This window comes from Roseomonas alba, assembly GCF_019430885.1.
In the GTDB taxonomy this organism is placed as follows: Bacteria; Pseudomonadota; Alphaproteobacteria; order Acetobacterales; family Acetobacteraceae; genus Neoroseomonas; species Neoroseomonas alba.
In genome coordinates this window covers 412672-438209 of record NZ_JAHYBZ010000005.1, presented here as the reverse complement: position 1 = coordinate 438209, position 25538 = coordinate 412672, and the positions used below count along the sequence as shown (strand labels likewise).

The window sequence follows — 25538 nt, the reverse complement described above, 5'->3', positions numbered from 1 at the left end:
TCTCAGGCGCCCCAGTTCTGCGCGCGGAAATCCATCGCGAAGGCGGGCGCGGCCTTCCAGCGGATGTCCTTGCGCTTGGCCGTGAAGGTCGCGTTCTGGTGCAGCACGGTGTAGGCCGGGTCCTCGCGCTCGGCGATCACCAGCATGCGCTGGAAGACGACGCGGCGGCGGGCGCGGTCGGTGCTGGTCTCCAGCTCGCTCGACAGGCGGTTGAACTCTTCATTCGCGTATTCGCCGACCTGCTGCTGCTGGCCGTTCGGGCCGTGCTGATTGACCAGCGAGGAGACCGGGTCGCTGAACAGGCCGGAGTTCGACCAGTCGCGGACGGCGCGCGTCGGCGACCGCTCGAGGATCTGCGACCAGTTCTCCTTCATCTCGATCTGCACGTTGAGGCCAACCTGGCGCCACATCTCGACCAGGATCTGCGCCGTGCCGACCTGATTGGTGTAGTAGTTGTTCAGCAGGCGATAGGGGATCGGTTCCCCGCGGTAGTTCGCCTCGCGTAGCAGGCGGCGCGCCTCGGCGGGGTCGAAGTTCGGCACGGACCAGTCGGCGATGAACATGTCGCCGTAGAAGGACCATTGCAGGCCCTTCGGAATCTCGGTGCGGCCGGCCCACAGGCTGTCGACGATCGCCTGCCGGTCGATCGCATGGGTGAAGGCGCGGCGCACCAGCGGGTTGCGGAGCTGCGCGTGATTCTTGTCGAACACCGTGATGCGGTGGTTCGGGATGGTGCCGCCGACGACCTCGAAGGCCGCGTTGCGCTCGATGCCGGTGATCTGGTCAGGCGGAATGTCGCAGGCGAAGTGGTATTCGCCGGACAGCAGGCCGTTCACGCGCGAGGAGACTTCCGGCACCTCGACGAAGCGGATCTGGCGGATCGGCGGGCGGCCGCCCCAGTATTCGTCATGCGCGACCAGGGTCAGCGACTGGTCGGGGCGGAATTCGGCGACCTTGTACGGGCCGGTGGTCACCGGCTTGCGCGACCAGTCGAGCCAGCTCGCCGCCTCGGCGAAGCCGCGACGGCTGCCGATCTCGCTGCCGATGCGCGCGAGGCGGCCTTCCAGCGTCACGTCCGGCGTCCGGTTGATCCAGCGCAGGGTGTGGCGGTCGATGATCTCGATCTTCTCGAAGCCGGGGAAGGAGCGGTTCGCGACCGCAGGCACCTCGACCGGCAGCTCCTTGCCGCTATTGGTCGGATTGGTCTCGCCGACCCGGATGGTGCTGCCGCTGTTGGGACCGTTCGGGCCGAACATGCGGTCATTCCCGAAGGAGAATGCGACATCCTCTGCGGTCAACTCGTCGCCGTTGTGGAACTTCACGCCCGGGCGGAGCTTGAATTCCACGACGCTGTCGCTGATGCGTCGGTTCTCCACCGCCAGCATCGGGATGGTTTCGAGCTGGCTGGAATAGTCGCGGCCGAGCAGGCCCTCCCACATGGAAGTGAGGAAGACGCGCTCGCCGACATTGGACTGCTCGCGCAGCGGCTCCAGCGTGTTGCTGTTGCTGACCTTCTGCACCGCGATGGTGATGGAAGGCCGCTGGTCGGCCTGGGCCAGCGCGACACGCGGCAGGACGGCCAGGGCCGGTGCAGCCAGCAGCGCCCGGCGGTTGATCCTCGTCATGCGATGTCCCTTTCCCGAATGATCCATGGTGGCTTGGGGCCTCTATTCGGCGGCGCGCCTGAGGGCGGACACCGCGGTGGCGGTGCGGTCCTCGAGTCCGTGTGGCGTGGCGCGGAAATGGGTGAGCGTGCGTTCGGCATGCCGCAGCCGGTGCGACAGCGCCTTCTGGGCGTAGTCGCGCACCTCGGCGGCATAGGCCGGGTCCTCGGCCAGGTTGACGAACTGGTCCGGATCCTTCTCAAGGTCGAAGAACAGCGGCGGCAGCGCGGCGAAATGGACGTATTTGCGCCGCTCGTCCTGCACGACCATCAGCGACGCCTCCTCCATGCCGAGGCCGAGCGCGCCTTCCGGCTGGCTGTAGTAGACGTCGCGGAAATCGAACTCGTAGGTCAGGTGGCGCCGCCAGTCGGCCGGCATCGCGCCATGCAGTACAGGCAGGACGGAGCGGCCGTCGCAGGCGCGCGGGATCTCGCCGCCGAGCCAGTCGAGGATCGTCGGCATGACGTCCACGCTCTCGGTGAAGGCGGATTCGATGCGGCCGCCTTCCTGCGGCGCATCGGGATCCTTCACCACCAGCGGAATGCGGAAGCTCTCATCGAAATAGCCGAGCTTGCCGAGCAGGTGATGGTCACCGAGCTGCTCGCCATGGTCGGAGGTGAAGATGACGAGGGTGTCTTCCCATTGCTTCGTCTGATCGAGATAGGCGAAGACCTGGCCGAGGCAGTCGTCGATCTCGCTCATCATGCCGGCATAGGTCGCGCGCATCTGCGCGATCTGCGCGGCGTCCAGCGCCGCGCCCTGACCTTCCGCGCGCTCGAAGAACGACGCCTGGCGGATGGAATCGAGATAGTGGCCGAGCATCGGATGCTGGGCGCCCTCGCTGGCCGGATCGGCGGCGCGCACCGGGGCGGGCATCTCCTCCGGCTTGTACATCTGGTGGTAGGGGGCGCAGGCGACGAAGGGCGGATGCGGCCGCCAATAGCCGAGATGCAGGAACCAAGGCTTGTCGCCCTTGCCCTTCAGATAGGTCAGCGCGCGCTCGGTGAAGTAGGCGCTGTCGGACAGTTCCGCCGGAATGCGGCAGGGGCGATCAGTCGCGCCGGGTTCGGCATCCGCGCCCTCGGGCAGCCAGATATCGGTGCGGCGCGCGGGCAGGTCGTAGCCCCTTTGCGCCAGCCAGCCGAAATAACCATCCATCGAGGGTTCGAAGGCACCGACGCTGCGGAAGCCGTCCATCAGGTCGCCGAGCGTGGTGAAGCGCGGATCGCGCGGACCGGTGGTGCGCGGATCAGGCGTCGAGGTGGTGTATCCGATCAGCGCCGGATCGTAGCCGATCAGCCGCAGCGCCTTGCCGAGATTCATGTGCCGCGCATCGAGCGGCACCGTGTTCTGCACCGCGCGATGGTTCATCAGATACAGCCCCGTCAGCAGCGAGGCGCGTGCCGGCCCGCAGGGTACTGCGGTCGTGACGTGGTTGCGGAAGGTCACGCCCTCACGGCAAAGCCGGTCAAGATTGGGCGTCTTCAGGAATCCGGCGCCAAGAGCCGGGATGAAATCCGCCCGCCACTGATCGACCACGATCAACAGAACGTTCCGACGCCTTGTCATGCGAAGCCCCTACGAAGTCGGGGGCTCCCCTAGAGCAAGCGGGCGACGCGTGCGTGGCAGTCCTGTTGCCGTTCCGTGAACCGTCGGCGGCGCAACAGGACCACGCATCGGCCGGCCAAGAGGATGTCTAGCCGACTTGTCGGGATGTCCGCCGAAAGAGCGTGCCTGCCGCCATCGTCACCGCGCGCCCCGACACTGAAGCGGCGTGGCCGGAGGCGTCCCCGATCACGCCTGGATCGTCGCGGGCCGAACCTGCCGACCGCCCAACGCCGCTGCGATGGGCCGGTCCGACGTCGCGATGGGGCGGGATGGCTCCCGGCCGCATGGCACTCCCCTCCTGCCGTTGCGAGGAGCCGGGAGTGCACAGGCATGAGAAAGGCGCGGCGTTGCCGCCGCGCCGGTCGGAGCATGCTGCGAGGCGGAGGGGTTTCGACCCGCCCCCGCCTTCGCGCCCGTCAGGCGAAGGTCAGGACCCCGGTCGGGATCACCTGCATGTCGAGCAGGGTGATCATCCCACCGTCGCTCAGCGTCAGCACCAGGTCCTGTGCCGCGCCGCCGCCGATGTCCGCCAGGGATTGGTCGGCGATCGTCAGTCCATCCTCGATCAGGATCGTGTCGAAGCGGGTCAGGTCGGTGATGATGTCGGAACCGGCGTTGGCGCCGAAGATGAACAGATCGTTGCTGACGCCGCCGGTCAGCACGTCGTCGCCCTCGCCGCCGATCAGCGTATCGGCCTGCTGGCCGCCATCCAGCGTGTCGTTGCCGGCCCCGCCTTCCAGCAGGTCGCGGTTCAGGCCGCCGAAGAGCTGGTCGTTGCCCTCGCCACCGATCAGCGTGTCATGGCCGTTGCCGCCGTCGAGGGTGTCGTTGCCGGCACCACCCATCAGACTGTCCATGCCGCTGCCGCCGGTCAGGAAGTCGTCATCCGCGCCACCGTCGAGCGTGTCATGGCCGATGCCACCGCCCAGCGTGTCGTTGCCGACATCGCCGAACAGCTGGTCGTGGCCGAGGCCGCCATCCAACGAGTCGGCGCCCGTGCCCCCGGCCAGCGTGTCGTTCGACACACCGCCGTCGAGGGTGTCGTCGCCCTCGCCGCCGACCAGGCTGTCGGACAGCGCACCGCCGCGCAGCACGTCGTTGCCGGTGCCGCCGAGCAGCGTATCGAGGCCATTGCCGCCGCCGAGGCTGTCATTGCCCTCGCCGCCATCCAGCCAGTCATAGCCGTTGCCACCCAGCATCGTGTCGTGCCCGGCGGCGCCGAGCAGCGTGTCGTTGCCGCCGTCACCGGTCATGCTGTCGTGGCCGCTGCCGCCGTCGATGCTGTCATGGTCGGCATGGCCCGCCAGGGTGTCATCGCCGAGGCCGCCCAGAATGGTGTCGTTGCCGGCGCGGCCCTCGATCAGGTCGTCGCCCGCGGCACCTTCCAGCAGGTCCGCGGTGAAGCGGCCATGCAGCATGTCGCCGTCCAGCACCGCGTCGGCACGGACATTGAGGTCCTGGATGCGGGTGTCGCCGGACGAGGCGGTGTCAGCGACGTCATAGGCGGTCTCCGGCGTGCCGTAGTTCTCCTGCAGGTATTCCTTGAAGGCCTGCTGCTCGCCGAGCATGTCGGCGGCGGTCACGCCGACCGTCGCCATGGTGTCCGTGGTGGTGAAGTCCAGCGCTTCGTCCACCGCGGCGGAGACGGTGCCGTCGGCGAGGAGGTAGCGGAAATTCTCGCCATTCGCCTTCATCGGATAGCCGTCGCCGCCATTGGCGAGGTAGCCGAGCGTGACCATGGTGAAGCTCGCCGGGGCATCGGCGCTCACCTGCCCGTCCTCGATCAGGCGGGCGATGACGTTGCCGGCCTCATCGATGGCCGCGATGCTGATCACGCGCGACCCGGCCGGAGCATCCGGGTCATAGGAGATCGCGAAGCCGCCGATCTGCGGGTAGCGGCCCTGATTGCCGAGCGTGGCGACGCCATGCTCGAGAATCGCCTTGAGCCCCGCCGCCGTGGTGTCGAACACCATCAGCGAGTTGTTGAAGCGGAGCGAATTCTCGATGTCGAGGGTCGAGATCGCGCCTTCCGGCTTGCCGGCATCCGGGTTGGCGGCCGGCGGCTCCTTCTCGCCGGTCGCCGGCACCACGGTGCCGATCGCCGTGCGGATGCCACCGCCATTCTTCAGCGAGACGATCAGGCCCTCCGTCGCGAGCGCGTCGCGCGCCGCGGCGATGTTCGCATCCGAGGTGAGGTCGCCGAGATTGGATTCCTGATTGCGGACCTGGGCGCGCTCACCTTCGAGGTAGACATTGGTGTAGCCCCAGATCTCGCCATCCTTGGCGGCGATGACCGACTGCACGGCGTCGGTGATCTCCTTCACCTCGGCACCCTTGGTGCCTTCGGCGAAGGCGGTGGTGTCGAGGTCCTCGACATCCACGCCCCAGGCTGCGGCGACGTTCTCGTCGGTCGTGGCGTAGCCGCCGTTGAGCGTGGAATCGAGGCTGTCGGAGATGATCTCGCCATGCGCGTCGAACTCGACGACCAGGCGGCCGAGATAGGTGTACTCGTTGTCGGTGCTGACGATCAGGGTCGTCGCGCCGTCGGCGCCGGCGGTGACGATCGGGTAGCCGGCCATGTACTCGGCGGAATGCCCCGGGAAGGCGGCCGCCTGGTCATCCGCATCGCCCATGCGCGTGTGCGAACCGGCGGCGAGGATGATGTCCACGCCCGTCAGCAGCGGGGCGAGCGCCTGCTCGATCTCGATCTGCTGAAGGTGGGAGGTGAGGATGATCTTGTTCACGCCCTGCGCGACCAGGTCGTCGATCACCGGCTGGAGCACCGCGGCGAGCTGCGCGGCGTCGTTCACCTCGCTGCCGTCGCCCGGGAAGCCCTTCACCTCGACGCCGCCGGTCGAGGAAATGGTCTCGAGGATCTGCGTCGTCAGGCCGACGATGCCGATCTTCTCGTTGCCCTCGGTGATGACGGCGGACGGCACGATACGGCCGGCGAGGGTCGAGGCCTCCTCAAGCCCGTTCACCCCGACCGTCTCAAGGTAGCGGCCGCGAATGTCCGCATCGCCGGAGAAGTCGAGATTCGCGGTGATGTAGGGGAAGTTCGCATCCAGCACCGCATCGTTGAAGGTGCGGGTGCCGAGGTCGAACTCATGGTTGCCGACGGCCGAGGCCTCGACGCCGATGCGGTTCAGGATCTCGATGTCGGCAGCGGCGGGGTTGTCGCCGCGGGTATGCGTCGCGGCGACCGAAGGATCGGTGCCGGCGGCGATGAAGGGCCCGGGGATGTAGTTGTCGCCACCCGACAGGATCAGGGTGTTGGCGAAGTCATCCTCGAAGGCATCGACCAGGGCGGCGAGGTTCGGCGCGGTGGTGGAGGCGAGCAGTCCGGCCTCGGCGTCCGAGAAGTGCAGGAGCTGCAGCTTGAAGGTCGCGTTCAGCGTGTAGATCGAGGTGGTGGCGCTGTCCTCGTTCGGCGCGACGAGAAGGGTCTCGCCGGTCGGCGAGACATCGGCCGGGATCACCGTGACGACTTCCGGCGCGTCGTCGCCGGGGGTGGTGAAGAAGCCGGTGAAGGTGAAGTCGTCGGCGCCATCCATGCGGAAGGCCGCGACGCCGTCGGCGCGCTCCAGGGTGACGAAGACGTAGGTGTCGCCGTTGATCTGGCCGATGCTGATGCCTTCGGGTTCGACGCCCTTGTTGTCGTCGCGGTTCTCGTCGTAGCTGCCCGGGAACTGGGTCGCGATGATCTCGTCCAGCATGTTGCCGCTGTCGAAGACCTGCTGGCCGTCGGTGGTCCAGACGCTGAAGGAACGCCCGCCGAAGACATGGAGCTGGTCGTAGTCGCCGTCGCCATCCGTGTCGCCGGTGGCGATGGACACGGTCAGGCGGCCGATCGAATCGACGATGTCGGCCTTGCCGTTGCCGTCGAGGTCGGGGAAGGCGATCGGATCGAGGGGCAGCGAGGAGATGCGCGCTTCCTCGTTGTAGCCCGGCCAGTCGGCGCGGGCATCGCCCTCATTGGCGGTGATCAGGTAGGTGGTGCCGCCGATGTCAACCGCCGAGATCGCGTCCGGCATGTACATGCCGTAGAGATTGTCGACGTTGACCGGGGCGTAGACGTTGTCCTGGTCATTGCCCGAGATCTCGTTCTGCGGAAGGCTGAGATCCTTGAGGCCGAGCGGGATGATGGAGGTGAAGGTCGCGCTCGGGATGTCGAGCACGGCGATCGCGTTCGCCTCCTGCAGCGTCACATAGGCCTTGGTCGGGTCGTTCGGGTCGACCGCGATGTATTCGGGCTCGAGGTCCTGGGCCAGCGTCGCGCCGGGGCCGAAGACGCGCAGGCCGGCGGCCTTCAGCGCGTCGGTCTGGGCGTTGAAGGCGGTGAAGTCGGCGGTCGACACAGCGCCCGTCGCGACGTCGATGATGCTGACCGAGCCCAGCGGATCGACGCTGTCCGCGAGGCCATAGGAGTTCGGCTCACCCTCATTGGCGGTGAGGATCTTCGTGCCGTCCGGGGTGAAGCCGATCTGGTCGGGCAGCGCGCCGACGATCAGCACGTCCTCACCGGCGTATGTGCGCGGCGTCAGGGTCACGTCATCCCCGTCGCGCGTCACGTCGAGGATCATGACCATGCCGGGATCGGTCTTCGGCACCGCCTCGATCGCCACGGCGACGACGCCGTCCTTCGCCGCGACGCTGTTGACGTGGCCATAGGCGGTCGTCGACAGGCTGCCGAGGATCGTGCCCGTCACCGGATCCACCGCGTCGATGCCTGAGGGGCCGGCGATGAACACCAGCCCCGAGGCGACGTCGAAGGACGCGACCTCGGCGTCAAGGGCGGCGGAGCCGTTACCCGCGACATGGGCGAGCGTGATCGCGCTGGCGGCGCTGAGCTGTGTCCCAGACATGGACATCTCCGGCAATGGTTGGTGCGCCGGCGATTAGGGCGCCTGCCGGATCGGCTCCCTCACAGGTCCGCGTCGAAAAGGTTAAGAAATTGTTGCCGATCGAACATGCGACACGGATGTGCAACACGGCGCGCGATCGATTGCCGTCGGTTTTCCAACAGGAATGGCCGAATGCTGGCCGCCCGGACGGCGGGATCGGATCAGCCGGGCGTCACACAGAAGATGTCGTGCAGGGTCGCCATCAGGCGGGCCACCCGCGGATCGGCGATCCGGTAGTGAATCGTGGTGCCGGCGCGCCGGGTTGCGACCAGCCCGTCCTCCCGCAGCTTGGCGAGATGCTGGGACATGGCCGGCTGGGACAGGCCGGCGCGCTCGGCGAGGCGACCGACCGGAGCCTCGCCCTCAGCTATGAGGGTGCATAGGACGACCAGGCGGCGCTCACTGGCGAGCAGGCGCAGCATAGCCGCCGCGTCAGCGGCGTGCTCCTCCATCGCCGCGGCGGCGAGGACGGGACTGCTGGTGACAGGGGCGTCGGCAACTGCCGGCATGGAACGCTCCGCGGGGGCCAACCTTCGTCGCCGGATGGGGTGCGGCGACCGGGACTGGTTCATGTCGAGACGAAGTCGGATATGACAAGGGGATACGGCATGGTCCGTGCTAGGTCCAGAGCATGACGCTCCTCGCCCGATCCCGTACCGATACCCCGGCGCGCCCCGCGCCGGCAGGCAAGCCGACGCGCCGTCGGCCCGGTCCGACCCGCGCCGAAGCCCTGGCCACCGAATTGGCCGAGGCCATCACCGAAGGTCGCATGCCGCCGGGCACGGCGCTGGAGGAGGAACGGCTCGCCGCCGCCCATGGCGTCTCCCGCACCCCGGTGCGGGAGGCGCTGCGCCTGCTGGCCGCGACCGGGCTGGTGGAGCAGCGCCCCCGGCGTGGCGCCGTGGTCGCGCGGCCGGAACCCGGTCGCCTCGCCGAGATGTTCCAGGCCATGGCGGAGCTCGAGGCGATCTGCGCCTCGCTGTGCGCCCAGGCGATGTCGCGGGCGGACAAGGCGCGGCTCGCCAGCCGCCACGCGACCATGGGCAAGATGGTCGAGGATGGCTGGCTCGACGCCTACAAGGACGCGAATGTCGCCTTCCATGAGGCGCTCTACGCCGGCTCGGGGAACAGCTACCTGGCCGAGATGGCCGATGCGACGCGGCGCCGCCTGGCGCCGTTCCGGGCAGCGCAGCTCGGCGGGCAGGACCGGCTGGCGGCGTCCCATGGGGAACATGGCGCGATCGTCGCGGCGATTCTCGCCGGCGATGGGGTGGCGGCGGCCGCCGCCGTGCGCCGCCACCTGGCGGAGACCGAAGGGAGCTGGGGCGTCCTGGCGGGGCAGCAGCCGCCGCTGCGGGTGGGCTGACCGGCCCCGCGCCGCGACTTTCCGACACCCAGCCAACAGATGCCGCGAGGGCAGGCAGAACCCTGACTCATTGCTGTATTTCTGACCTCGAATCGGGCAACTGCCCGAAAGGCACGCCTCCTTTGCATGCATCATTGTATACAAATTTGCGGCGAAGCGGGGCTTTCGCTGCGGCACGCGTCTTGCTGATCCTCGACGCATGGAGCTCGCCAGCCTGCCGTTCCGCCTCGATGCACTGCTCGCCGCCTATGCTGGCGGGCTGACCCCCGCTGCCGTGGTGGCGGAGGCGCATAGGCGCCTCGCCGCCATCGACGATCCTGGCATCTTCCTCGACCTGACGCCGCCGGATGCGATGCAGGCGGAGGCCGCGACGCTGCCGCCCTTCGATCCCGTCCGCTTTCCTCTCTGGGGCATGCCGGTCGCGGTGAAGGACAATATCGCCGTGGCGGGGCGGCCGATGACCGCCGCCTGCCCGGCCTTCACCCATGTGCCGGAGGAGGACGCCTTCGCCGTCGCCCGGCTGCGGGCAGCCGGCGCGCTGATCCTGGGGAAGACCAATCTCGACCAGTTCGCCACCGGGCTGGTGGGGGTGCGCACGCCCTATCCGGTGCCGCGCAACACGGCCGATCCGGCGCGGGTGCCGGGCGGGTCGTCATCCGGCTCGGCGGTGGCGGTGGCGCATGGGGTCGTCGTCGCGGCGCTCGGCACCGATACGGCGGGGTCGGGGCGCGTGCCGGCGGCGCTGAACGGCATCGTCGGGCTGAAGCCCTCGGTGGGGGCGGTGTCCTCGCGCGGGATGCTGCCGGCCTGTCGGAGCCTCGATTGCATCTCGGTCTTCGCAACGAGCGTGGACGACGCCTGGGCGGTGTTCCGCGTCATCGCCGGCGAGGACCGCGCCGATCCTTTCAGCCGGCCGATCGACTGGGCGGAGCCGGGTACGGCGCCCGGCCGCATCGCCATCCCGGCCCCAGGCGACCTGCATCTGGACGACGCGCCGGGCCGCGCTGCCTGGGCAGCCGCCCGCGTTCTGCTGCCGGGGGCCGAGGAAGCCGTCATCACACCGCTGCTCGACACCGCGCAGCTTCTCTATGACGGACCCTGGATCGCCGAGCGCGCCGCCGCCTTCGGCGATTTCGCCGCGGCGCATCCCGGCGCGCTGCATCCGGTGACGCAGCGCATCCTGGATGGCGCGGCGCGGTTCACGGCGGTGGACGCCTTCCGCGGCCTGTACCGCCTGGCCGAGCATCGCCGCGCGGCGGAGAACTTCTTTGCGCGCATCGACGTGCTGGTCGTGCCCTCGGCGCCGAACTTCCCGACTCTGGCGGAGCTCGATGCCGATCCGATCGGGCCGAATGCCCGGCTCGGCACCTATACGAATTTCGTGAACCTGCTCGATCTCGCAGCGCTCGCCGTGCCGGGACCAAGGCGCCCGGACGGTCTGCCTGCCGGCATCACCCTGATCGGGCCGCGCGGGACGGATGCGGCGCTCGCCGCCCTCGGCGCGGCCTTCGCGGCGCGGGTGGCCGCAGCGGAAGGAGCGCAGGCGGCATGATCGAGATCGCCGTTGTCGGCGCGCACCTCACCGGCCTGCCGCTGAACCACGAGCTGGTCGCGCAGGGCGGCGAGTTCCGCCGCGCCGCTGGCACGCAGCCCTGCTATCGGCTCTATGCGCTGGCCGGCGGGCCGCCGCGCCGGCCGGGGCTGCTGCGCGTCGGTGCGCGGGACGGCGCCTCCATCGCCACCGAGGTATGGGCACTGCCCGAAGCCGGCTTCGGCCGCTTCGTCGCCGCGGTGCCCGCGCCGCTGTGCATCGGCACATTGCTGCTGAACGACGGCACCACGCCCAAGGGATTCCTGGCGGAACCCGAGGGGCTCATGGGTGCCGAGGACATCACCCGCTATGGCGGCTGGCGTTGCTACCTCGCCGCCATCGCCGACCCCACCCCCGTCTGACACGAACAGGAGAGGCCTTCATGATCCGTCGTCGACACCTGATCGCGGCCGCGGCGCTCTCGCCGCTCGCCGCGCCGTCCCTGTCCCACGCCCAGGCCGCGCGCACCGTGAAGATGGGCTCGCTGCGCCTGATCCACTCGATGACGCCGCATTTCTACCAGCGCTTCGCGCCGGCCGGCCTGACCATCGAGGTCATCACCTTCGACAGCCCGACCGACTGCAAGAACGCAGTGGTCACCGGAAGCGTCGGCTTCGGCGGCCACGGCATCGCCGCCGGCATCCTGGGGGCCGCGGCCGGCGAGCCGATCGTCGTGGTCGGCGGCTTCTGCAACAAGGGCATGGGCGTCATCGCCAAGAAGGGATCCGGCATCACCAACATCGCCGGACTGCGCGGCAAGCGCGTCGGCATCTGGCCGGGCTCGACGCAGGAGGTCTTCATCCTCGAGCGCCTGCGCATGAACGGCATGACCGTGCGCGACATCCAGTCGATCCGCGTGCCCTTCGGCGAGATGAACGCCATGCTCGCCCGCGGCGAGATCGACGCCTATGTCGGCGCTGAGCCGGGGCCGGGCCTGTCGATCTCCTCGGGCGTCGGGGAGCTGGTCGAATACCCCTACGACACCGCCATGGGCGGGTTGAACATGATCTTCAGCACCTCCCAGGCGATGATCGACCAGGACCCGGCGCTGGTGCGCACCATGCTCGACGTGCATCGCAAGGCCAGCGAATACATGATGGCCCACAAGAGCGAGGTGGCCGAGACCACCGTCCGCGTGTTGGGCGCGCCACGCGCGGCAGTCGAGCAGGCGCTCGGCGCCGACAATGTCGAATACATCTGGAAGCTGGACGACACCGTGCAGTCGCAGTCGCGCACCTATGCCGAGCACATGCTGTCGCTGCGCCAGATCCGGCAGCTACCCGATTTCGCGAAGATGCTGAATGCGCGCTTCTCGAATGAGGTGGCATCAGCCTAATCCTGGCAGGAAGGGAATGGGACGATGAGTGCGACGACCGTTGCCGGCTCCGCCGCCGCGGATGCCCCGCCCAAGCCACGCGGCGTATGGCGCGCGCGGCTCAAGGCCTTCGGGATGGCGCTGATCGTCCCGATCGCCTTGCTGATCTTCTGGGACCTGGCCGTGCGCTTCGGGTGGACGCGACTCATTCCCTCGCCCGCCGAGGTCGCGGAATACATGGTCGACTTTGCCTGGGGCGGCATCTGGGACGATGCCTTCTCGGCGACGCTGCACATCCACCTTCTGGCCTCGATGAGTCGCGTCTATGGAGGCTTCGCGCTCGCCACCCTGGTCGCGGTCCCGCTCGGCATCCTGATCGGGCGCAACGACACGGTGCGCGCGCTGCTCGATCCCTTCCTGCAGCTGATGCGCCCCGTGCCGGTCACCGCCTGGCTGCCGTTGTCGATGATTCTGTTCGGCCTCGGCGCTCGCTCGGCCTTCTTCCTGGTGTTCCTGGGCGCCTTCTACCCCATCCTGCTGAACACGGTCTTCGGCGTGCGCGGGGTGGAGAAGCGGCTGTTCGAGGCGGCCTCGATGCTAGGCTGCTCGGCCTCAGCGCAATTCTACAAGGTGGTGCTGCCGGCGGCGACACCGTCCATCTTCACCGGGCTGCGGCTGGGCTTGGGCCTCGCCTGGTTCGTCATCGTGGTGGGCGAGATGACCGGAGTACCCCAGGGGCTCGGCGCCGTCATCATGGATGGGCGCACCCTGTCGCGTACCGAGCTCGTCATCTGCGGCATGATCGTGATCGGCATCGCCGGCTACATCTCCGACCGCATCGTCGTGATGATCATGAACCGCCTGCTGCGCTGGAGCCCGTCGCATCATGCCTGAGCTTCCGATCCTCGACGTCAAGGGCGTCGGCAAGACCTATGAGCTGAACGGCCTCAAGATCGAGGCCCTGCGCGATGCCAACCTGACCGTGAAGAAGGGCGAGTTCGTCTGCCTGATCGGGGCCTCGGGCTGCGGGAAATCCACCCTGCTCCGCATCGTCGCGGGGTTCGAGGTACCCTCTTCCGGCGAGGCCCTGATGTGGGACAAGCCGGTCACCGGCCCGGCACCCGACCGAGGCATGGTCTTCCAGGATTACGGCCTGTTCCCCTGGCTGACGGTGCGGCAGAACATCGGCTTCGGCCCGGCATCGCGCGGCCTGCCGAAGAAGGTGGTGAAGGAGACGGCCGACCGCTTCGTGAACATGGTCGGGCTGAACCGCTTCGCCGATGCCTGGCCACACCAGCTTTCGGGCGGCATGAAGCAGCGCGTGGCGATCGCGCGCGTGCTGGCGAACGATGCCGACATGGTGCTGATGGACGAACCCTTCGGCGCGCTGGACGCGATGACGCGCGAACGGTTGCAGGACGAGCTGCTGGATATCTGGCAGCGCACGCAGCTCACCGTGCTGTTCGTGACCCATTCCATCGAGGAGGCGATTTTCCTCGCCGACCGCGTGGTGGTGATGGAGCCAGGGCCGGGGCGGATCGCCAGCGAATACCGCATCGAGCTGCCACGGCCGCGCGACGTGGCCTCGCCCGAGTTCAACGAGGTCCGGCGCGAGCTGTCCAACCGCCTCCACAGCCACCATTCGCGCAAGGCCGCATGACACGGATTGCGTCGATTCACCGGGTGCCGATGCGGCATCCGGGAGATGTCTCCGGGGTCGCCGCGCTGATCGAGGACGGTCTCGATCCGGCCGGCATCGTCGCCATCCTCGGCAAGACCGAGGGCAATGGCTGCGTCAACGACTTCACCCGGGCCTATGCCGTGCAGGCGCTGTCCGTGTTGCTGGCCGGACGGATGGGCATGACGCCCGAGGCGGTCGCCGAGCGCGTCGCGATGGTCATGTCCGGCGGCACGGAAGGTGGGCTCTCGCCGCACTTCATCGTGGTGTCGGTCGGCGAGACGTCCGCACCGCCGATGCGCGCGCTCGCCATCGGCATTGCCTTCACCCGCGACTTCGCGCCCGAGGAGATCGGCCGCATGGCGCAGGTCAACGCCACGGCAGACGCCGTGCGCGCGGCCATGGCGGAGGCCGCGATCGATGACGTGCACTACGTCCAGGTGAAATGCCCGCTGCTGACCAGCGAACGCATCGCCGAAGCCGAAGCCCGTGGAGCGACCGTCACGACGCATGACACCTACCACTCGATGGGCCTGTCGCGCGGGGCCTCGGCGCTCGGCGTGGCCCTCGCGCTGGGGGAGGCTGCCACGGTGTCCGATGCCGCGATCGGCACGGATACGTCGCTCTTTTCCGGCTGCGCCTCCTGCTCCGCCGGCGTCGAGCTCACGCGCAACGAGATCGTCGTCTTTGGCAACAGCCCCGCCTGGGCCGGCGACCTCACCATTGCGCATGCCGTGATGCAGGACGGCATCGACCTGCCGGCGATCCATGACGCCTTGCGCGGCGCAGGGCTTGATCCCGGCGGCGGACAGTTGGCGCCAGACCAGGCAGCACGGCTGGTCGCGCTGCTGGCCAAGGCCGAACCCTCGACAAGCGGCCGCATCCGCGGCAACCGGCACATCATGAACGACGACAGCGACATCAACGCGACGCGCCACGCGCGCGCCCTGGTCGGCGGCGTGGCCGCGGCGGCGACAGGCCGCACCGACCTCTTCATCTCCGGCGGCGCCGAACACCAGGGCCCCGATGGCGGCGGGCCAGTCGCCGTGATCGCACGCAAGCCATGAAGCCCGTGGACCGCGTCCGCTACATGGCGCCCGCCGACCGTCCGCGCCATATTGGCCCGAAGGGCGCGAAGCTGATCGTCTGGCCGGTGGTGAATGTCGAGAACTGGCTGATCGACAACCCCATGCCGCGCCAGGTGCTGGTCGCACCGACCGGCGCCGCGCTGCAACCGGATGTGCCGAACTGGGCCTGGCACGAATATGGGATGCGCGTCGGCTTCTGGCGCTTCCATGCGTTGTTCGAACGGCTGGGCATCCGACCCACCCTGTCGATCAATGGAAGCGTGATCGACGCCTATCCGCGCGTTGCGACCGCCGCACGCGACGCGGGCTGGGAATTCATGGGCCATGGGTGGTTCCAGGTGCCGACGCATCGCCTGGCCGACCAGCGCGCTATGATCGAACAGACCACGCGCGCCATCGCGGATTTCACCGGCAAGGCCTGCACCGGATGGCTCGGGCCGGGACTGACCGAGACATTGGAAACGGCCGACATCCTGGCCGAGCACGGCGTGCGCTGGACCGGCGACTTCGTGCTGGACGACCTGCCGGCCCGTATCGCGACAACGCATGGGGAGATGCTCGCCATGCCCTACTCGGTCGAGCTGAACGACATTCCCGTGGTCATGATCCAGTATCACGACGAGCAGGAATTGCCGCGGCGCGCACGTCTGGCCGCCGCGCGGCTGTTGCAGGAGGCCGAGGCATCATCCGGCTGCAAGGTGATGGGCATCGCGATCCATCCCTACATCACCGGGGTGCCGCATCGGATCGAGGCGCTTGAGGCGCTGTATGCCGAGTTGGCGGCGGATCCGCGCATCGCCTTTCTTCAAGGAGACGAGATCGCGGATTGGTATCTGGCGAGCGGGGATCCGGCGTAACGAGGGAGATTCGCCCTGTCCCGCAGCCTCAGGGCGATCCGATGCTTTCGGTGCCGCAGTTGGAGGGACCCGCCGCTCCGAACCACTCCGCCACCGGCGTCACTCGGTGCCCCTGGTGCCTGGAGCACTTGGCCCGCGATCCCCTGGTATCGGGCGCGACAGGTGGAATCTTCCCGCCAAGCGCCCTTCGTGCGCAAAGGCGGGCTTCGGCACCGTTCTGCCCGCAGCGCGCGGCGCCGGGTGACGGCTTCCAAAGGCCTCGGGCCTTTGGCGGGGTGAGGTTGGGAGAGGGGCGGCGCCCCTCTCCCATCGCCCTGGCCGCGCTTTCGCCCTACGCCAGCTTCTCCCGAACCGCCGGCACCAGCACGGCCAGTCCGGCCCCGACATCCGCCATGTCCAATGCCTCATCCGGGTTGTGGCTGCCGTGTTCGTTGCGCAGGAACAGCATGACCGACGGGACGCCAAGTCCCGCGAAGGTCGCGCAATCATGCCCCGCGCCGGACGCCATCTCCCGCGCCGGCACGCCGGCCGCCGCTGCACTGCGCATCAGCAGCGCTCGTAGCCCTGGGTCCATCAGGGCCGGCGCAGCGTGGGTCGGCGGACCAAAATCGAAGGACACGCCGCGGGCGGCACCGATGCGCGCCGCTTCCTCGGTGAGCCAGCCGTCGAGTTCGGCAAGAAGCGCCGCGTCCAGGCTGCGGATATCGAGGCTGAAGCGCACCACGCCCGGGATCTTGGTCGAGGTATGATGCGCGGGATCAGTAGCGAGGATGCCGGTGGTGCAGACCAGATCGGCACCGGCGCTCTCCAGCCGCGCCCAGCGGTCGTCGAGCGTGGCGATCAGCCGAACCGTCGCCATCGCCGCGTCGCGCCGGTGGCGGCGCGGCACTGCACCGGCATGCGCATGCGCGCCGAGCGCCTTCGCCTGCGGATAGCGCAGGCTGCCGCGGATGCCGGAGACGACGGCGACAGGGAAGCCCTCCTCCACCAGCACCGGGCCCTGTTCGATGTGCGGCTCGATGAAGCAGGCGATGTGCGCCGGATCGAGCAGCGCGCGACCCTCGCGGATCGGTGTCGGATCGAGGCCCTGATCGGCCATGTGTTCCGCCAGGGTGCGGCCGGTATCGACGCGGCGCAGCGTGTCGGGTGCCTGCTTCGGCAGCAGGCCGAACAGCGCGCGGCTGCCGAGGTAATGGGCGGGGAACCAGCACATTTCCTCCGCCCGGATGCCGAGGATGAGCAGGTCGCGCTGCGGTACATGTCCCATGGCGCGCAGAGCGGCGGCGATGGCGACACCGATGATCGGGCCCGCCGCGCCATCGAAATTGCCGCCATGCGGCACGCTGTCGAGATGCGAGCCCATGACCACCGCCGGCAGGGAGCGGTCACGACCGGGCAGGACCATGCGCAGCGTGCCGATGGCGTCGGTCGTGACATCCAGACCGAGACCCTGCGCGGCCTCGGTCAGGATGCGCTGGGCGATCATCTCGCCCTCGCCATAGGAGGCACGGGTGACGCCCGGGGGATCAGCCGTGGCGGTCGCAAGCCGCGCGAAGAGGTCGGTGGCGAGCGCGAGCGCCTCGGCCAGGGCGCGATCGGGGATGGGCGTCATGGCGGAAGCCTAGCATCCGCCATGCCGAAACTTCACCGTGCCGGATGCATGGCCATCCAATGGCGCGCGATGTCCAGGCGGCGCGTCACCCAGACATCGGGCTTGGCCATGATGTGGTCCAGCAGCCGCTGCAGGCCCATCGCGCGCGACGGATGGCCGATCAGGCGCATATGCAGCCCGACCGACATCATCTTCGGCCGGCCCTTGCAGCCTTCGTCATACAGCATGTCGAAGGCGTCGCGGATGAAGGAGAACCACTGGTCCGAGGTGCCCATCCAACCGGCATACTTCCCGTCATTGTTCACGAGGGAATAGGGGACGACGAGGTGCTGCTTGCCCTCCACCTGCACCCAGATCGGCAGTTCCTCGCCGTAATAGTCGCTGTCGTAGAGGAAGCCGCCATGCTCCACGACCAGACGGCGTGTGTTCTCTGACGGACCATAGCGGCAGTACCAGCCGGCGGGTGCCTCGCCGAAGGTCTTGGTCAGGCTGGCATGGGCCTTGGCGATGTGCTCGCGCTCTTCCGCCTCCGACAGTTCGAAATGCTTCACCCAGCGCCAGCCATGGGAACAGATGTCGTAGCCCGCGGCATGGATGGCGGCGGCGGCCTCCGGGTTGCGTTCGAGCGCCAGGGCGCAGCCAAACACCGTTATGGGCAGGCCGCGTTCCTGGAATAGGCGCATCAGACGCCAGACGCCGACACGCGATCCGTATTCGAACATGCCCTCGGCCGCGAGGTCGCGCCCCGACTTCACCTGGCTGCCGGCATTGGATTCCGTCAGGCCGAATTCGGTGCGCCCGTCGCCGAGTTCGAAGGAGGGCTCGGAGCCTTCCTCGTAGTTCATCACGAAATTCACCGCGACCTTGGCGCCGCCGGGCCATTGCGGGTCGGGCGGGTTGGCACCGTAGCCGATGAAATCACGCTGCACGGTATAGGCCATGGTCAGGCTTCCTCGACGACGGTGAAGGGGGCGACCTGGACGAATTCATCGTCGTCGCCGGCGCCGGTCTTCCACATGAAAATGGCGAAGCGCGCCCTGCGATCGAAGACGGTCGAAGGGTGGTGCCACACATCGGCGCCATAGGTCACGCCCTGGTCCGGGTGCGCCAAGAAGGCCCGCGCGCGCGTCATGTCCGGCCCGCCTGCCGCGGCATGCGGCGCGACCAGCACCAGCCAGCGCCCCGCATCCATCGGCACGAAAGTCTGCGAGGAATGCGGATGCCGCTCCATCGTGCTGGAGGCCAGCGGCAGCGCCGCCGGGTCCTTGACGGTGAAGGACAGGGACGGCTTCGCCTGGTCCCGACGATTGGCAAGCGCGGACTCGATATAGACACGCCCCGGTTCGGCCGGGGCGGCGAGGACCTCGCCGAAGGGCGCGAACGCCTCGGCAGTCAGGGGTTCCAGGGTGAGGCGCATGCGGAAGGCTCCGTGCAGGTCGCAGGGATGATCGGCCCGGGTCTCGCGCTTCGTCCAGGGGTGTGCAGGATGCATCCGGGCGAAAGGGGTGGCGCATGCGGCTGAAGGACAAGGTGGTGATCGTAACCGGCGGGTCCTCCGGCATCGGACGCGCCATCGCGACGCTCTTCGCGCGCGAGGGCGCGCGCGTCGCAATCGGCGATGTCAGCGAGGCCGTGCTCGAAGGCGGCGTCCCGACGCGGGAGATCATCGCGGAGCAGGGCGGCACCGCGCGGTTTCATCACTGCGACGTCTCGGTCTGGCACGATGTCGATGCGCTGGTGACGCGCACGGTGGCGGAGTTCGGCCGGCTCGACGTGATGGTGAACAACGCCGCGATCCGCGGCGAAGGCAGGAAGCTGCACGAAACGACCGAAGCCGATTGGGATCGCGTCATGGCGGTGAACGCCAAGGGCGCCTTCTTCGGCTGCAAGCGCGCCGTGCAGCAATTCCTGACGCAGGAGGTGATCGACGAGGCGCGCGGGCGCATTGTCAACATCTCCTCCCAGCACGGCATGGTCGCGTCACCCGGAAAGTTGGCCTACGGCACGGGCAAGGCGGCGGTCGCCTACATGACGCGGCAGATCGCGGTGGACTACGCGAAGGACTACATCATCTGCAACGCGGTCGCGCCGGGCCGTATCCTGACCGGGCGCCCGGCGGGGCCGGGAACCGACGCGATGGAGTATTCCATCATGCGCACGCCGATGCCGCGGCTGGGCCGGCCGATGGACGTGGCGCAGGCAGCGCTGTTCCTCGCCAGCGCCGAGGCGTCCTTCGTCACGGGACACAATCTGATGGTGGATGGCGGCTGGATGGCGTTCTGATGCACGCCGCGGCGACGGTTGGCATTGGAGGGGCTCTGCCCCTCCAAACCACCCCGCCAAATGACAGTGTCATTTGGAAAACCGACACTTGGCGCCGGGCAGCAGAGGCATTCCATCCCCCTCTCAGCGCGTTCCGTGCGAAAAGCGGGTTTCGGCGCGCATTCTGACCGCAGCGCCTATCGCGAAGTCGAGGCTTCCAAAGGCCTTTCGGCCTTTGGCGGGGAGAGCTCGAGACGGGCAAGGCCCCTCTCGGTTCAAGGCGACAGGGGACAGCGCGGCGCTCAGCGCAGCACGAAGTCCTTCAGCACCTCCGGCTTGAAGGCCAGCCCATGGCCTGGCGTCTCCGGCGCCGTGATGACACCTTTCGCGATCTTCGGCAGCGACACGAAGACATCGTCCAGCAGCCCCATCTGTTCCGCCCAGATTCCGTTCGGGATGGACGCCAGCAGGTGCACGTTCAGCTCCGGGAACAGATGCGGCGCGATGGTCATGCCCCAGGTGTCGGCGACGGTCGCGATCTTGCGCAATTCCGTCAGGCCGCCGCGCATCGGGTCGGGCTGCAGGATGGGCAGGCGCGGATTCTCGAAGAAGGGCTTGAGGTCGGCACGGCCGAAATGCGTCTCGCCGCCCACGACACGCATGTCGAGCGCCTCCGCGCAGCGGAGATAGCCGGCATAGTCATCGGCGGTCACCGGCTCCTCCAGCCAGTAGATGTCGAATTCCTCGAACTTGCGGCCCATGGTGATCGCGACATCGGCGGACCAGCCCATGTTCACGTCAATCATGATGTCGATGCCCGGCCCGACCGCGTCCCGCATGCGGCGGACATTGTCGAGGTCGGTATGCAGGTCGCCGATATGGGCCACCTGCATCTTGATGGCCTTGAAGCCCTGCGCGACGTAGTGCCGCGCCTTGGCGATCATCCCGTCGCCGAGGGAGCCGCGGAAGCAGCCACTGCCATAGATCGGGATCTCGGACCGGTAGTGCCCCCAAAGCCGATGCAGCGGCAGCCCGGCGGCCTTGCCCACCACGTCCCACAACGCGATGTCGATGGCGGATTGCGCCATCATCGCGACGCCGCCGCGTCCGCCCGTCAGCGTCGTGCGCCACAGGTCGCGCCAGATCGCCTCGACCGCAGTCGCGTCGCGGCCGATGACGCGTGGCGCCATCGCCTCCGCGATGCAGGCGCCGATGGTCCGCTGCAGCGGCAAGCTCAGCAGATGCAGATAGCCCATGCCGGTCAGGCCGGATTCCGTCACGACCTCCACCACCACCAGGTCGCGCATCGGGCCGAGCGCATGACCCGCCAGCCAGGGATCATCCGCCCAGGGCATGCGCAACAGCGTGGTGCGAATCTCGCGAATGGTGAGATCGGTCATGAATGCGTTCCTCCGTGCCGTGCAGCCTGCGCGCCGTCGCACGGACGGGCAATCCCTCAGCCGTTGAAGGCGACGCGGCCGGTCTCGGTGATCTCGTAGCCGCCCATGCGCACGGCACGGGCCGCGAAGCCCGGCCCGCGTGCGAAGGCCAGCAGCGTCTGCAGGGGCGGTTCGAAATAGTCGCGCCGCGCCATCACCAGGTCGAAGCGTTCCCGCACCAGCGGCACGAAGCCGAGGCCGCGCGCTTCCGCCTCGGCACGGATGCCGAAGCCGGCCTCGGCGCGGCCATCGGCGACGGCGGCGGCGACCTCGTCCTCGGCGAGCGCGGGCTCGGACAGGAAGGTCAGGGCATCGAGCCGCAACCCGGCCTCGGTCAGCAGATGCACCAACAGCACGTGGCTGCCGGCGCGCGCCTGGCGCCCAACGACGCGCAGCCCCGGCCGCGCGAGATCCGCCACCGATCCAAGGGCCAGCGGATTGCCCGGCGGCACCAGCAGCCCCTGGTCGCGCCACGCCCAGATGATGCCGACATGGCCGCCCTGCCCCAGCACCTGCCGCGCCGCGGGCGCATTCCACGCTCCGCTGTCCGGGTCACGCAGGTGCACGGCGGCGGCGACGGCCTGGCCACCGGCGAGGATGTCCAGCCCTTCGAGACTGCCGCCCGTCCGCAGAGCCAGCCCGCAGCCCGATTGCCGGACCGCCCAATCCAGCAGCGGGTCGTGACTGCCGGCGAGCACCGGCGGCGGCGCGACGCGCTGCGCAGCCTCGGGCCCATCGGCACGGCCCATCAGCCAGCGTTCCAGAAGCGCGCGCGGAAACACCCATTTGCCACCAAGCAAAGCCGCCGGCACCTGTCGGCCACGGGCGAGGTCGTAGAGGGCGCGCTCGGACAAGCGCAGCCAGGCGGCGGCCTCCTTCAGGGTCAGGACATCCGGCAGCATCCGGCAATGGATGGCAAATGCTGCATTCCGGTCAAGCCTTCCCTGCGTTGACGGCATCGGCTGCCATGCGCATGTGATCCCGTAAGGACGGGAGCAGCATGGTCACGGCGGGACACAGCGTCAGGCGCGAGGGGTGGTGCTGATGCGCGCGCCCGTCACCATTCTGCCGCTGAGGGTGGATGGCCTCGATTTCTCAGCCGGGGCGACGCGCATCCTGACCGATGTGACGCTGAGCGTCGCTGCCGGGCCGCCGACCGTGATCATCGGTCCGAACGGTGCCGGGAAATCCGTGCTGCTGCGGCTGCTGCATGGCCTGCTGGCGCCAACCGACGGCCGGATCCGGTGGGGCGACTCCGCGGAAGCCACGCAGCGCCAGGCGATGGTGTTCCAGCGCCCGGTTCTGCTGCGCCGATCGGCCCTGGCCAATGTGCTCTACCCGCTGCGCCTGGCCGGGCTGTCGGCGGCGGAGCGCCGCCGCCGCGCCGAGAATGCGCTGGCACTGGTCGGCCTTTCGGCACTCGCCGACCGGCCGGCGCGGCAACTGTCGGGCGGGGAGCAGCAACGTCTCGCCTTGGCCCGCGCCGCCGCGACGCGGCCCGAAGTGCTGTTCCTCGACGAACCCTGCGCCAGCCTCGACCCGGGCGCGACGCGGGCGGTGGAGGAGATCGTCGCACGCCTCGCCGCCGCGGGCACCAAGATCATCATGACGACGCACGACCTCGGCCAGGCGCGCCGCCTCGCGGGGGATGTCGTCTTTCTCCACGCCGGACGCGTGCTGGAACATGCCCCGGCCGAGTGTTTCTTCGCCCATCCTGAAACGGAACAGGCCGCCGTCTTCCTGCGCGGCGACCTTCTGCCGCACTGAACCCATTCCCCGGGAGATCCCCGTCATGTTCCGCAGAATGCTGCTCGCCCTCGGCTTCATCGCCTTCGCTGCGCCGGCCATGGCGCAGGAGCGCAACATCACCGTCGCCTCCACCACCTCGACCGAGCAGTCGGGCCTGTTCGGCCATATCCTGCCGATCTTCACGCGCGAGACGGGGATCACGGTACGCGTGGTCGCACTCGGTACCGGCCAGGCACTGGATGTGGGGCGACGTGGCGATGCCGATGTCCTCTTCGTGCATGACCGCGCGGGCGAGCAGCGCTTCGTGCAGGAAGGCCATGGCGGCCCGCGTCATCACGTCATGTACAACGACTTCGTCATCATCGGTCCGGCCAGTGACCCTGCCCATATCGCCGGCACCACCGATTCCGTCGCCGCGCTGCGCCGCATCGCCGAGGCGCACGCGCCCTTCGTCAGCCGCGGCGATCGCAGCGGCACCCACGCCGCCGAGCTGCGCCTGTGGCAGCAGGCCGGCATCGAGCCAGCCAGCGGCCGCGGCCAATGGTATCGCGAGGTCGGCCAGGGGATGGGCCCGGCGTTGAACACCGCCGCGGCGCAGAACGCCTATATCCTGGCGGATCGCGGCACCTGGCTGAACTTCCGCAACCGTCAGGACCTGAAGATCGTCGTCGAGGGTGACAATCGCCTGTTCAACCAATATGGCATCATGCTGGTGAACTCACAGCGCCACCCGCATGTGAAGGTGGCCGACGGCCAGCGCTTCATCGACTGGATCGTCTCCCCGGCCGGCCAGGCGGCGATCGCGTCCTACAGGATCAACGGGGAGCAGCTCTTCTTCCCGAACGCGGCGCAGCCGGAACCGGGCGCCTGACGGGGTCTCCGGAATAGGACCCGCCGGGCCCGTGCGGGATTGCACGGCACCCGGCGGGGTTTACCTGCCTGGCTGGGGGGCAATTCAGCGCGGCAGGAACTCAGCGAAGTATTCGTAGCTGTCGGCATTCATCTGCGCAGCAGCGGGATCGTCCTTGGCCAGCGCCTGCACACGGGCGGGCTGGTAGGCATGGTCGCGGGTGCCAAGGGCGAGATGGCTCATCTCATGCAGGATGATGCCGCCCCGGCTGTCCTGGCCGCTGCGCGCGGCGCGGAAGAAGGCGGGGCAGACGCCCATCACCTCGCGCGCATTCCCGCCCCAGCGGACATAGGCGAAGGTCTGGCCGCGGCAGGCATCGGCGCGGTTGCACTCATAGACCAGGCGGGGTTCGCGCTGGTCGAGGCCCTGCGCGATGGCCCGGAAGTTCTTCGCGATCGCGCCGGCCGGGTTGCTGCCGAAGTAGCGGACGAGGTGCGGGCGGATCACCTCGACTTCCAGCGTCAGCGAGGCGATGGAGGCATTCACCATCCGACGCGCATCGGCGAAGCCGCCGCGGATGGCGGCGCGATGCTCGTCGGTGCATTGGCCGGCCTGGGAGAGCGCCTGACGCTCCGCGCCCTTCACGCCCTGCGCCGCGAGCGGCAGCGGGGCCAGCATCAGCATGGCGAGGGCGGCGGCGATGGAGAGGGTCTTGCGCATCTCTGTCTGCCTTGGTTCGGGTGGCAGGCCGAGAATGGCGGGAATGAGGCGGTTCGGCGCTGAAACGGTTCAGGTCAGAACCGAACGGCGCGCGGACCATCTTAGGTTTACCCCCTTCAACGCCGCGCGACCGGAAGCAGCACACCCCTTGTCAGCGCCGCCGTGACGCGGGATGCGAGGGGCATGCCCGCCGCCGACCCTCGCCGCTTCGCCCCCGCAGCCCTGCGCAACCGCGATCCGATCCTCGCCGTGCTGCGCGACACCTTGCCGGAGACCGGCCTGGTGCTCGAAATCGCCAGCGGCTCCGGCGAGCATGTCATTCATTTCGCCGCCGCCCTGCCGGGCCTCACGTTCCAGCCGAGCGACCCTGACCCCAGCGCCCGCGCGAGCATCGACGCCTGGGTGGCCGAAAGCAGCGCCAGCAACATCCGTCCAGCCCTGGCGCTCGACGCCGCGGCGGCGCATTGGCCGGTTGCCCAGGCTTCCGCGGCGCTGTGCATCAACATGATCCACATCTCACCCTGGACCGCCACCGAAGGGCTGCTGCGCGGGACCGCGTCCATCCTGCCGCCGGACGCGCCGCTGCTGCTCTACGGCCCCTATCGGCGCGGAGGGGCCCACACCGCTTTGTCCAATGCCGCCTTCGACGACGACCTGCGTGCGCGCAACCCGGCCTGGGGCGTGCGGGATCTCGAAGCCGTGGCGGAGCTCGCGGCAGAGTGGGGTTTCGGCCCGCCGGCGGTGACGGAAATGCCGGCCAACAACCTCATACTGGTCTTCCGGCGGCGGCCGTGACGGCATGGGATTCGGTCACACTGCGTGATCCGCCTGCCTT

The 25538-nt window shown here is 68.8% G+C and carries 22 protein-coding genes; 12 read left to right on the top strand and 10 right to left on the bottom strand.

Annotated features, from left to right (window positions below; all coding sequences use genetic code 11):
* Positions 1 to 2: 2 nt before the first annotated feature.
* The 4 genes from KPL78_RS16655 to KPL78_RS16640 form a co-directional block, all read right to left on the bottom strand.
* Complete coding sequence (locus KPL78_RS16655; protein WP_219764098.1) at positions 3 to 1625, bottom strand: ABC transporter substrate-binding protein; 1623 nt, start codon at positions 1623 to 1625, stop codon at positions 3 to 5.
* A gap of 42 nt (positions 1626 to 1667) precedes the next feature.
* On the bottom strand, positions 1668 to 3233 hold the full coding sequence (gene pehA / locus KPL78_RS16650; RefSeq protein WP_219764097.1) for a phosphoric/sulfuric ester hydrolase PehA: 1566 nt from the start codon (positions 3231 to 3233) through the stop codon (positions 1668 to 1670).
* Between the two features lie 455 nt (positions 3234 to 3688).
* The gene (locus KPL78_RS16645) at positions 3689 to 8137 is read right to left on the bottom strand and encodes a choice-of-anchor I family protein (RefSeq protein WP_219764096.1); all 4449 of its coding nucleotides are present in this window, start codon (positions 8135 to 8137) and stop codon (positions 3689 to 3691) included.
* A gap of 200 nt (positions 8138 to 8337) precedes the next feature.
* Entirely contained in the window at positions 8338 to 8685 is a 348-nt protein-coding gene (locus KPL78_RS16640) for an ArsR/SmtB family transcription factor (RefSeq protein ID WP_219764095.1), read from the bottom strand.
* Positions 8686 to 8807: 122 nt separating this feature from the next.
* Here KPL78_RS16640 and KPL78_RS16635 point away from each other — a divergent pair, with 122 nt between their 5' ends.
* The 8 genes from KPL78_RS16635 (at position 8808) to KPL78_RS16605 (ending at position 16071) form a co-directional block, all read left to right on the top strand.
* Positions 8808 to 9542 (top strand): GntR family transcriptional regulator, encoded by a 735-nt coding sequence (locus tag KPL78_RS16635; RefSeq protein WP_219764094.1) that lies wholly within the window; start codon positions 8808 to 8810, stop codon positions 9540 to 9542.
* Positions 9543 to 9741: 199 nt separating this feature from the next.
* Positions 9742 to 11094, top strand: a complete 1353-nt coding sequence (gene atzF / locus KPL78_RS16630) for an allophanate hydrolase (protein WP_255569081.1) — start codon at positions 9742 to 9744, stop codon at positions 11092 to 11094.
* Positions 11091 to 11495, top strand: a complete 405-nt coding sequence (locus KPL78_RS30270; RefSeq protein WP_255569080.1) for an allophanate hydrolase-related protein — start codon at positions 11091 to 11093, stop codon at positions 11493 to 11495. Before atzF ends, KPL78_RS30270 begins: the two co-directional genes overlap by 4 nt.
* Positions 11496 to 11515: 20 nt before the next feature.
* Positions 11516 to 12469 (top strand): ABC transporter substrate-binding protein, encoded by a 954-nt coding sequence (locus tag KPL78_RS16625; RefSeq protein WP_219764093.1) that lies wholly within the window; start codon positions 11516 to 11518, stop codon positions 12467 to 12469.
* A gap of 24 nt (positions 12470 to 12493) precedes the next feature.
* Positions 12494 to 13342: an ABC transporter permease gene (locus tag KPL78_RS16620; RefSeq protein ID WP_219764092.1), complete on the top strand. Its 849-nt coding sequence runs from the start codon at positions 12494 to 12496 to the stop codon at positions 13340 to 13342.
* Entirely contained in the window at positions 13335 to 14108 is a 774-nt protein-coding gene (locus KPL78_RS16615) for an ABC transporter ATP-binding protein (RefSeq protein WP_219764091.1), read from the top strand. The genes KPL78_RS16620 and KPL78_RS16615 overlap by 8 nt, the downstream gene beginning before the upstream one ends.
* Complete coding sequence (gene atzD / locus KPL78_RS16610) at positions 14105 to 15193, top strand: cyanuric acid amidohydrolase (protein WP_219764090.1); 1089 nt, start codon at positions 14105 to 14107, stop codon at positions 15191 to 15193. The genes KPL78_RS16615 and atzD overlap by 4 nt, the downstream gene beginning before the upstream one ends.
* Positions 15190 to 16071, top strand: coding sequence for a polysaccharide deacetylase family protein (locus tag KPL78_RS16605; protein WP_219764089.1), 882 nt, complete (start codon positions 15190 to 15192; stop codon positions 16069 to 16071). The genes atzD and KPL78_RS16605 overlap by 4 nt, the downstream gene beginning before the upstream one ends.
* Before the next feature lie 331 nt (positions 16072 to 16402).
* On the opposite strand, the gene KPL78_RS16600 is transcribed toward KPL78_RS16605, so the two are convergent.
* From KPL78_RS16600 to KPL78_RS16590, 3 genes are read right to left on the bottom strand one after another with little or no spacing between them, the layout of a single operon-like run.
* Positions 16403 to 17683: a hydantoinase/carbamoylase family amidase gene (locus KPL78_RS16600; protein WP_219764088.1), complete on the bottom strand. Its 1281-nt coding sequence runs from the start codon at positions 17681 to 17683 to the stop codon at positions 16403 to 16405.
* 32 nt (positions 17684 to 17715) lie between these two features.
* Positions 17716 to 18624 (bottom strand): allantoinase PuuE, encoded by a 909-nt coding sequence (locus KPL78_RS16595; protein ID WP_219764087.1) that lies wholly within the window; start codon positions 18622 to 18624, stop codon positions 17716 to 17718.
* Between the two features lie 2 nt (positions 18625 to 18626).
* The gene (locus tag KPL78_RS16590; protein ID WP_219764086.1) at positions 18627 to 19100 is read right to left on the bottom strand and encodes an ureidoglycolate lyase; all 474 of its coding nucleotides are present in this window, start codon (positions 19098 to 19100) and stop codon (positions 18627 to 18629) included.
* Between the two features lie 95 nt (positions 19101 to 19195).
* On the opposite strand from KPL78_RS16590, the gene KPL78_RS16585 reads away from it, so the two are divergent.
* Positions 19196 to 19966 carry an SDR family NAD(P)-dependent oxidoreductase gene (locus KPL78_RS16585; RefSeq protein WP_219764085.1) on the top strand — a complete coding sequence of 257 codons (771 nt, stop codon included), beginning with the start codon at positions 19196 to 19198 and terminating at the stop codon, positions 19964 to 19966.
* A gap of 281 nt (positions 19967 to 20247) precedes the next feature.
* On the opposite strand, the gene KPL78_RS16580 is transcribed toward KPL78_RS16585, so the two are convergent.
* Positions 20248 to 21345, bottom strand: a complete 1098-nt coding sequence (locus KPL78_RS16580; protein ID WP_219764084.1) for a mandelate racemase/muconate lactonizing enzyme family protein — start codon at positions 21343 to 21345, stop codon at positions 20248 to 20250.
* Between the two features lie 56 nt (positions 21346 to 21401).
* Positions 21402 to 22286, bottom strand: coding sequence for a substrate-binding domain-containing protein (locus tag KPL78_RS16575; RefSeq protein WP_219764083.1), 885 nt, complete (start codon positions 22284 to 22286; stop codon positions 21402 to 21404).
* A gap of 142 nt (positions 22287 to 22428) precedes the next feature.
* Between KPL78_RS16575 and KPL78_RS16570 the strand changes: the two genes are divergently transcribed.
* Positions 22429 to 23151 (top strand): ATP-binding cassette domain-containing protein, encoded by a 723-nt coding sequence (locus tag KPL78_RS16570; RefSeq protein WP_219764082.1) that lies wholly within the window; start codon positions 22429 to 22431, stop codon positions 23149 to 23151.
* A 25-nt stretch (positions 23152 to 23176) separates the two neighbouring features.
* Positions 23177 to 24004, top strand: a complete 828-nt coding sequence (locus KPL78_RS16565; RefSeq protein WP_219764081.1) for an ABC transporter substrate-binding protein — start codon at positions 23177 to 23179, stop codon at positions 24002 to 24004.
* A gap of 84 nt (positions 24005 to 24088) precedes the next feature.
* Here the strand turns inward: KPL78_RS16565 and KPL78_RS16560 are convergent, their stop codons facing one another.
* The gene (locus KPL78_RS16560) at positions 24089 to 24703 is read right to left on the bottom strand and encodes a M35 family metalloendopeptidase (RefSeq protein WP_219764080.1); all 615 of its coding nucleotides are present in this window, start codon (positions 24701 to 24703) and stop codon (positions 24089 to 24091) included.
* Between the two features lie 183 nt (positions 24704 to 24886).
* Here KPL78_RS16560 and KPL78_RS16555 point away from each other — a divergent pair, with 183 nt between their 5' ends.
* Positions 24887 to 25498 carry a DUF938 domain-containing protein gene (locus KPL78_RS16555; RefSeq protein ID WP_219764079.1) on the top strand — a complete coding sequence of 204 codons (612 nt, stop codon included), beginning with the start codon at positions 24887 to 24889 and terminating at the stop codon, positions 25496 to 25498.
* The last annotated feature ends 40 nt before the right edge of the window (positions 25499 to 25538 follow it).

Bases quoted from the DNA above. Each gene is read 5' to 3' on its own strand.
- KPL78_RS16565 (WP_219764081.1), top strand. From the start codon at position 23,177: ATGTTCCGCAGAATGCTGCTCGCCCTCGGCTTCATCGCCTTCGCTGCG.
- KPL78_RS16575 (WP_219764083.1), bottom strand. From the start codon at position 22,286: ATGCTGCCGGATGTCCTGACCCTGAAGGAGGCCGCCGCCTGGCTGCGC.
- KPL78_RS16595 (WP_219764087.1), bottom strand. From the start codon at position 18,624: ATGGCCTATACCGTGCAGCGTGATTTCATCGGCTACGGTGCCAACCCG.
- atzD (WP_219764090.1), top strand. From the start codon at position 14,105: ATGACACGGATTGCGTCGATTCACCGGGTGCCGATGCGGCATCCGGGA.
- KPL78_RS16585 (WP_219764085.1), top strand. From the start codon at position 19,196: ATGCGGCTGAAGGACAAGGTGGTGATCGTAACCGGCGGGTCCTCCGGC.
- KPL78_RS16560 (WP_219764080.1), bottom strand. From the start codon at position 24,703: ATGCGCAAGACCCTCTCCATCGCCGCCGCCCTCGCCATGCTGATGCTG.
- KPL78_RS16590 (WP_219764086.1), bottom strand. From the start codon at position 19,100: ATGCGCCTCACCCTGGAACCCCTGACTGCCGAGGCGTTCGCGCCCTTC.
- KPL78_RS30270 (WP_255569080.1), top strand. From the start codon at position 11,091: ATGATCGAGATCGCCGTTGTCGGCGCGCACCTCACCGGCCTGCCGCTG.
- KPL78_RS16635 (WP_219764094.1), top strand. From the start codon at position 8,808: ATGACGCTCCTCGCCCGATCCCGTACCGATACCCCGGCGCGCCCCGCG.
- KPL78_RS16600 (WP_219764088.1), bottom strand. From the start codon at position 17,683: ATGACGCCCATCCCCGATCGCGCCCTGGCCGAGGCGCTCGCGCTCGCC.
- KPL78_RS16580 (WP_219764084.1), bottom strand. From the start codon at position 21,345: ATGACCGATCTCACCATTCGCGAGATTCGCACCACGCTGTTGCGCATG.
- KPL78_RS16555 (WP_219764079.1), top strand. From the start codon at position 24,887: ATGCCCGCCGCCGACCCTCGCCGCTTCGCCCCCGCAGCCCTGCGCAAC.
- KPL78_RS16615 (WP_219764091.1), top strand. From the start codon at position 13,335: ATGCCTGAGCTTCCGATCCTCGACGTCAAGGGCGTCGGCAAGACCTAT.
- KPL78_RS16605 (WP_219764089.1), top strand. From the start codon at position 15,190: ATGAAGCCCGTGGACCGCGTCCGCTACATGGCGCCCGCCGACCGTCCG.
- KPL78_RS16640 (WP_219764095.1), bottom strand. From the start codon at position 8,685: ATGCCGGCAGTTGCCGACGCCCCTGTCACCAGCAGTCCCGTCCTCGCC.
- KPL78_RS16620 (WP_219764092.1), top strand. From the start codon at position 12,494: ATGAGTGCGACGACCGTTGCCGGCTCCGCCGCCGCGGATGCCCCGCCC.
- KPL78_RS16655 (WP_219764098.1), bottom strand. From the start codon at position 1,625: ATGACGAGGATCAACCGCCGGGCGCTGCTGGCTGCACCGGCCCTGGCC.
- KPL78_RS16645 (WP_219764096.1), bottom strand. From the start codon at position 8,137: ATGTCTGGGACACAGCTCAGCGCCGCCAGCGCGATCACGCTCGCCCAT.
- KPL78_RS16570 (WP_219764082.1), top strand. From the start codon at position 22,429: ATGCGCGCGCCCGTCACCATTCTGCCGCTGAGGGTGGATGGCCTCGAT.
- atzF (WP_255569081.1), top strand. From the start codon at position 9,742: ATGGAGCTCGCCAGCCTGCCGTTCCGCCTCGATGCACTGCTCGCCGCC.
- KPL78_RS16625 (WP_219764093.1), top strand. From the start codon at position 11,516: ATGATCCGTCGTCGACACCTGATCGCGGCCGCGGCGCTCTCGCCGCTC.
- pehA (WP_219764097.1), bottom strand. From the start codon at position 3,233: ATGACAAGGCGTCGGAACGTTCTGTTGATCGTGGTCGATCAGTGGCGG.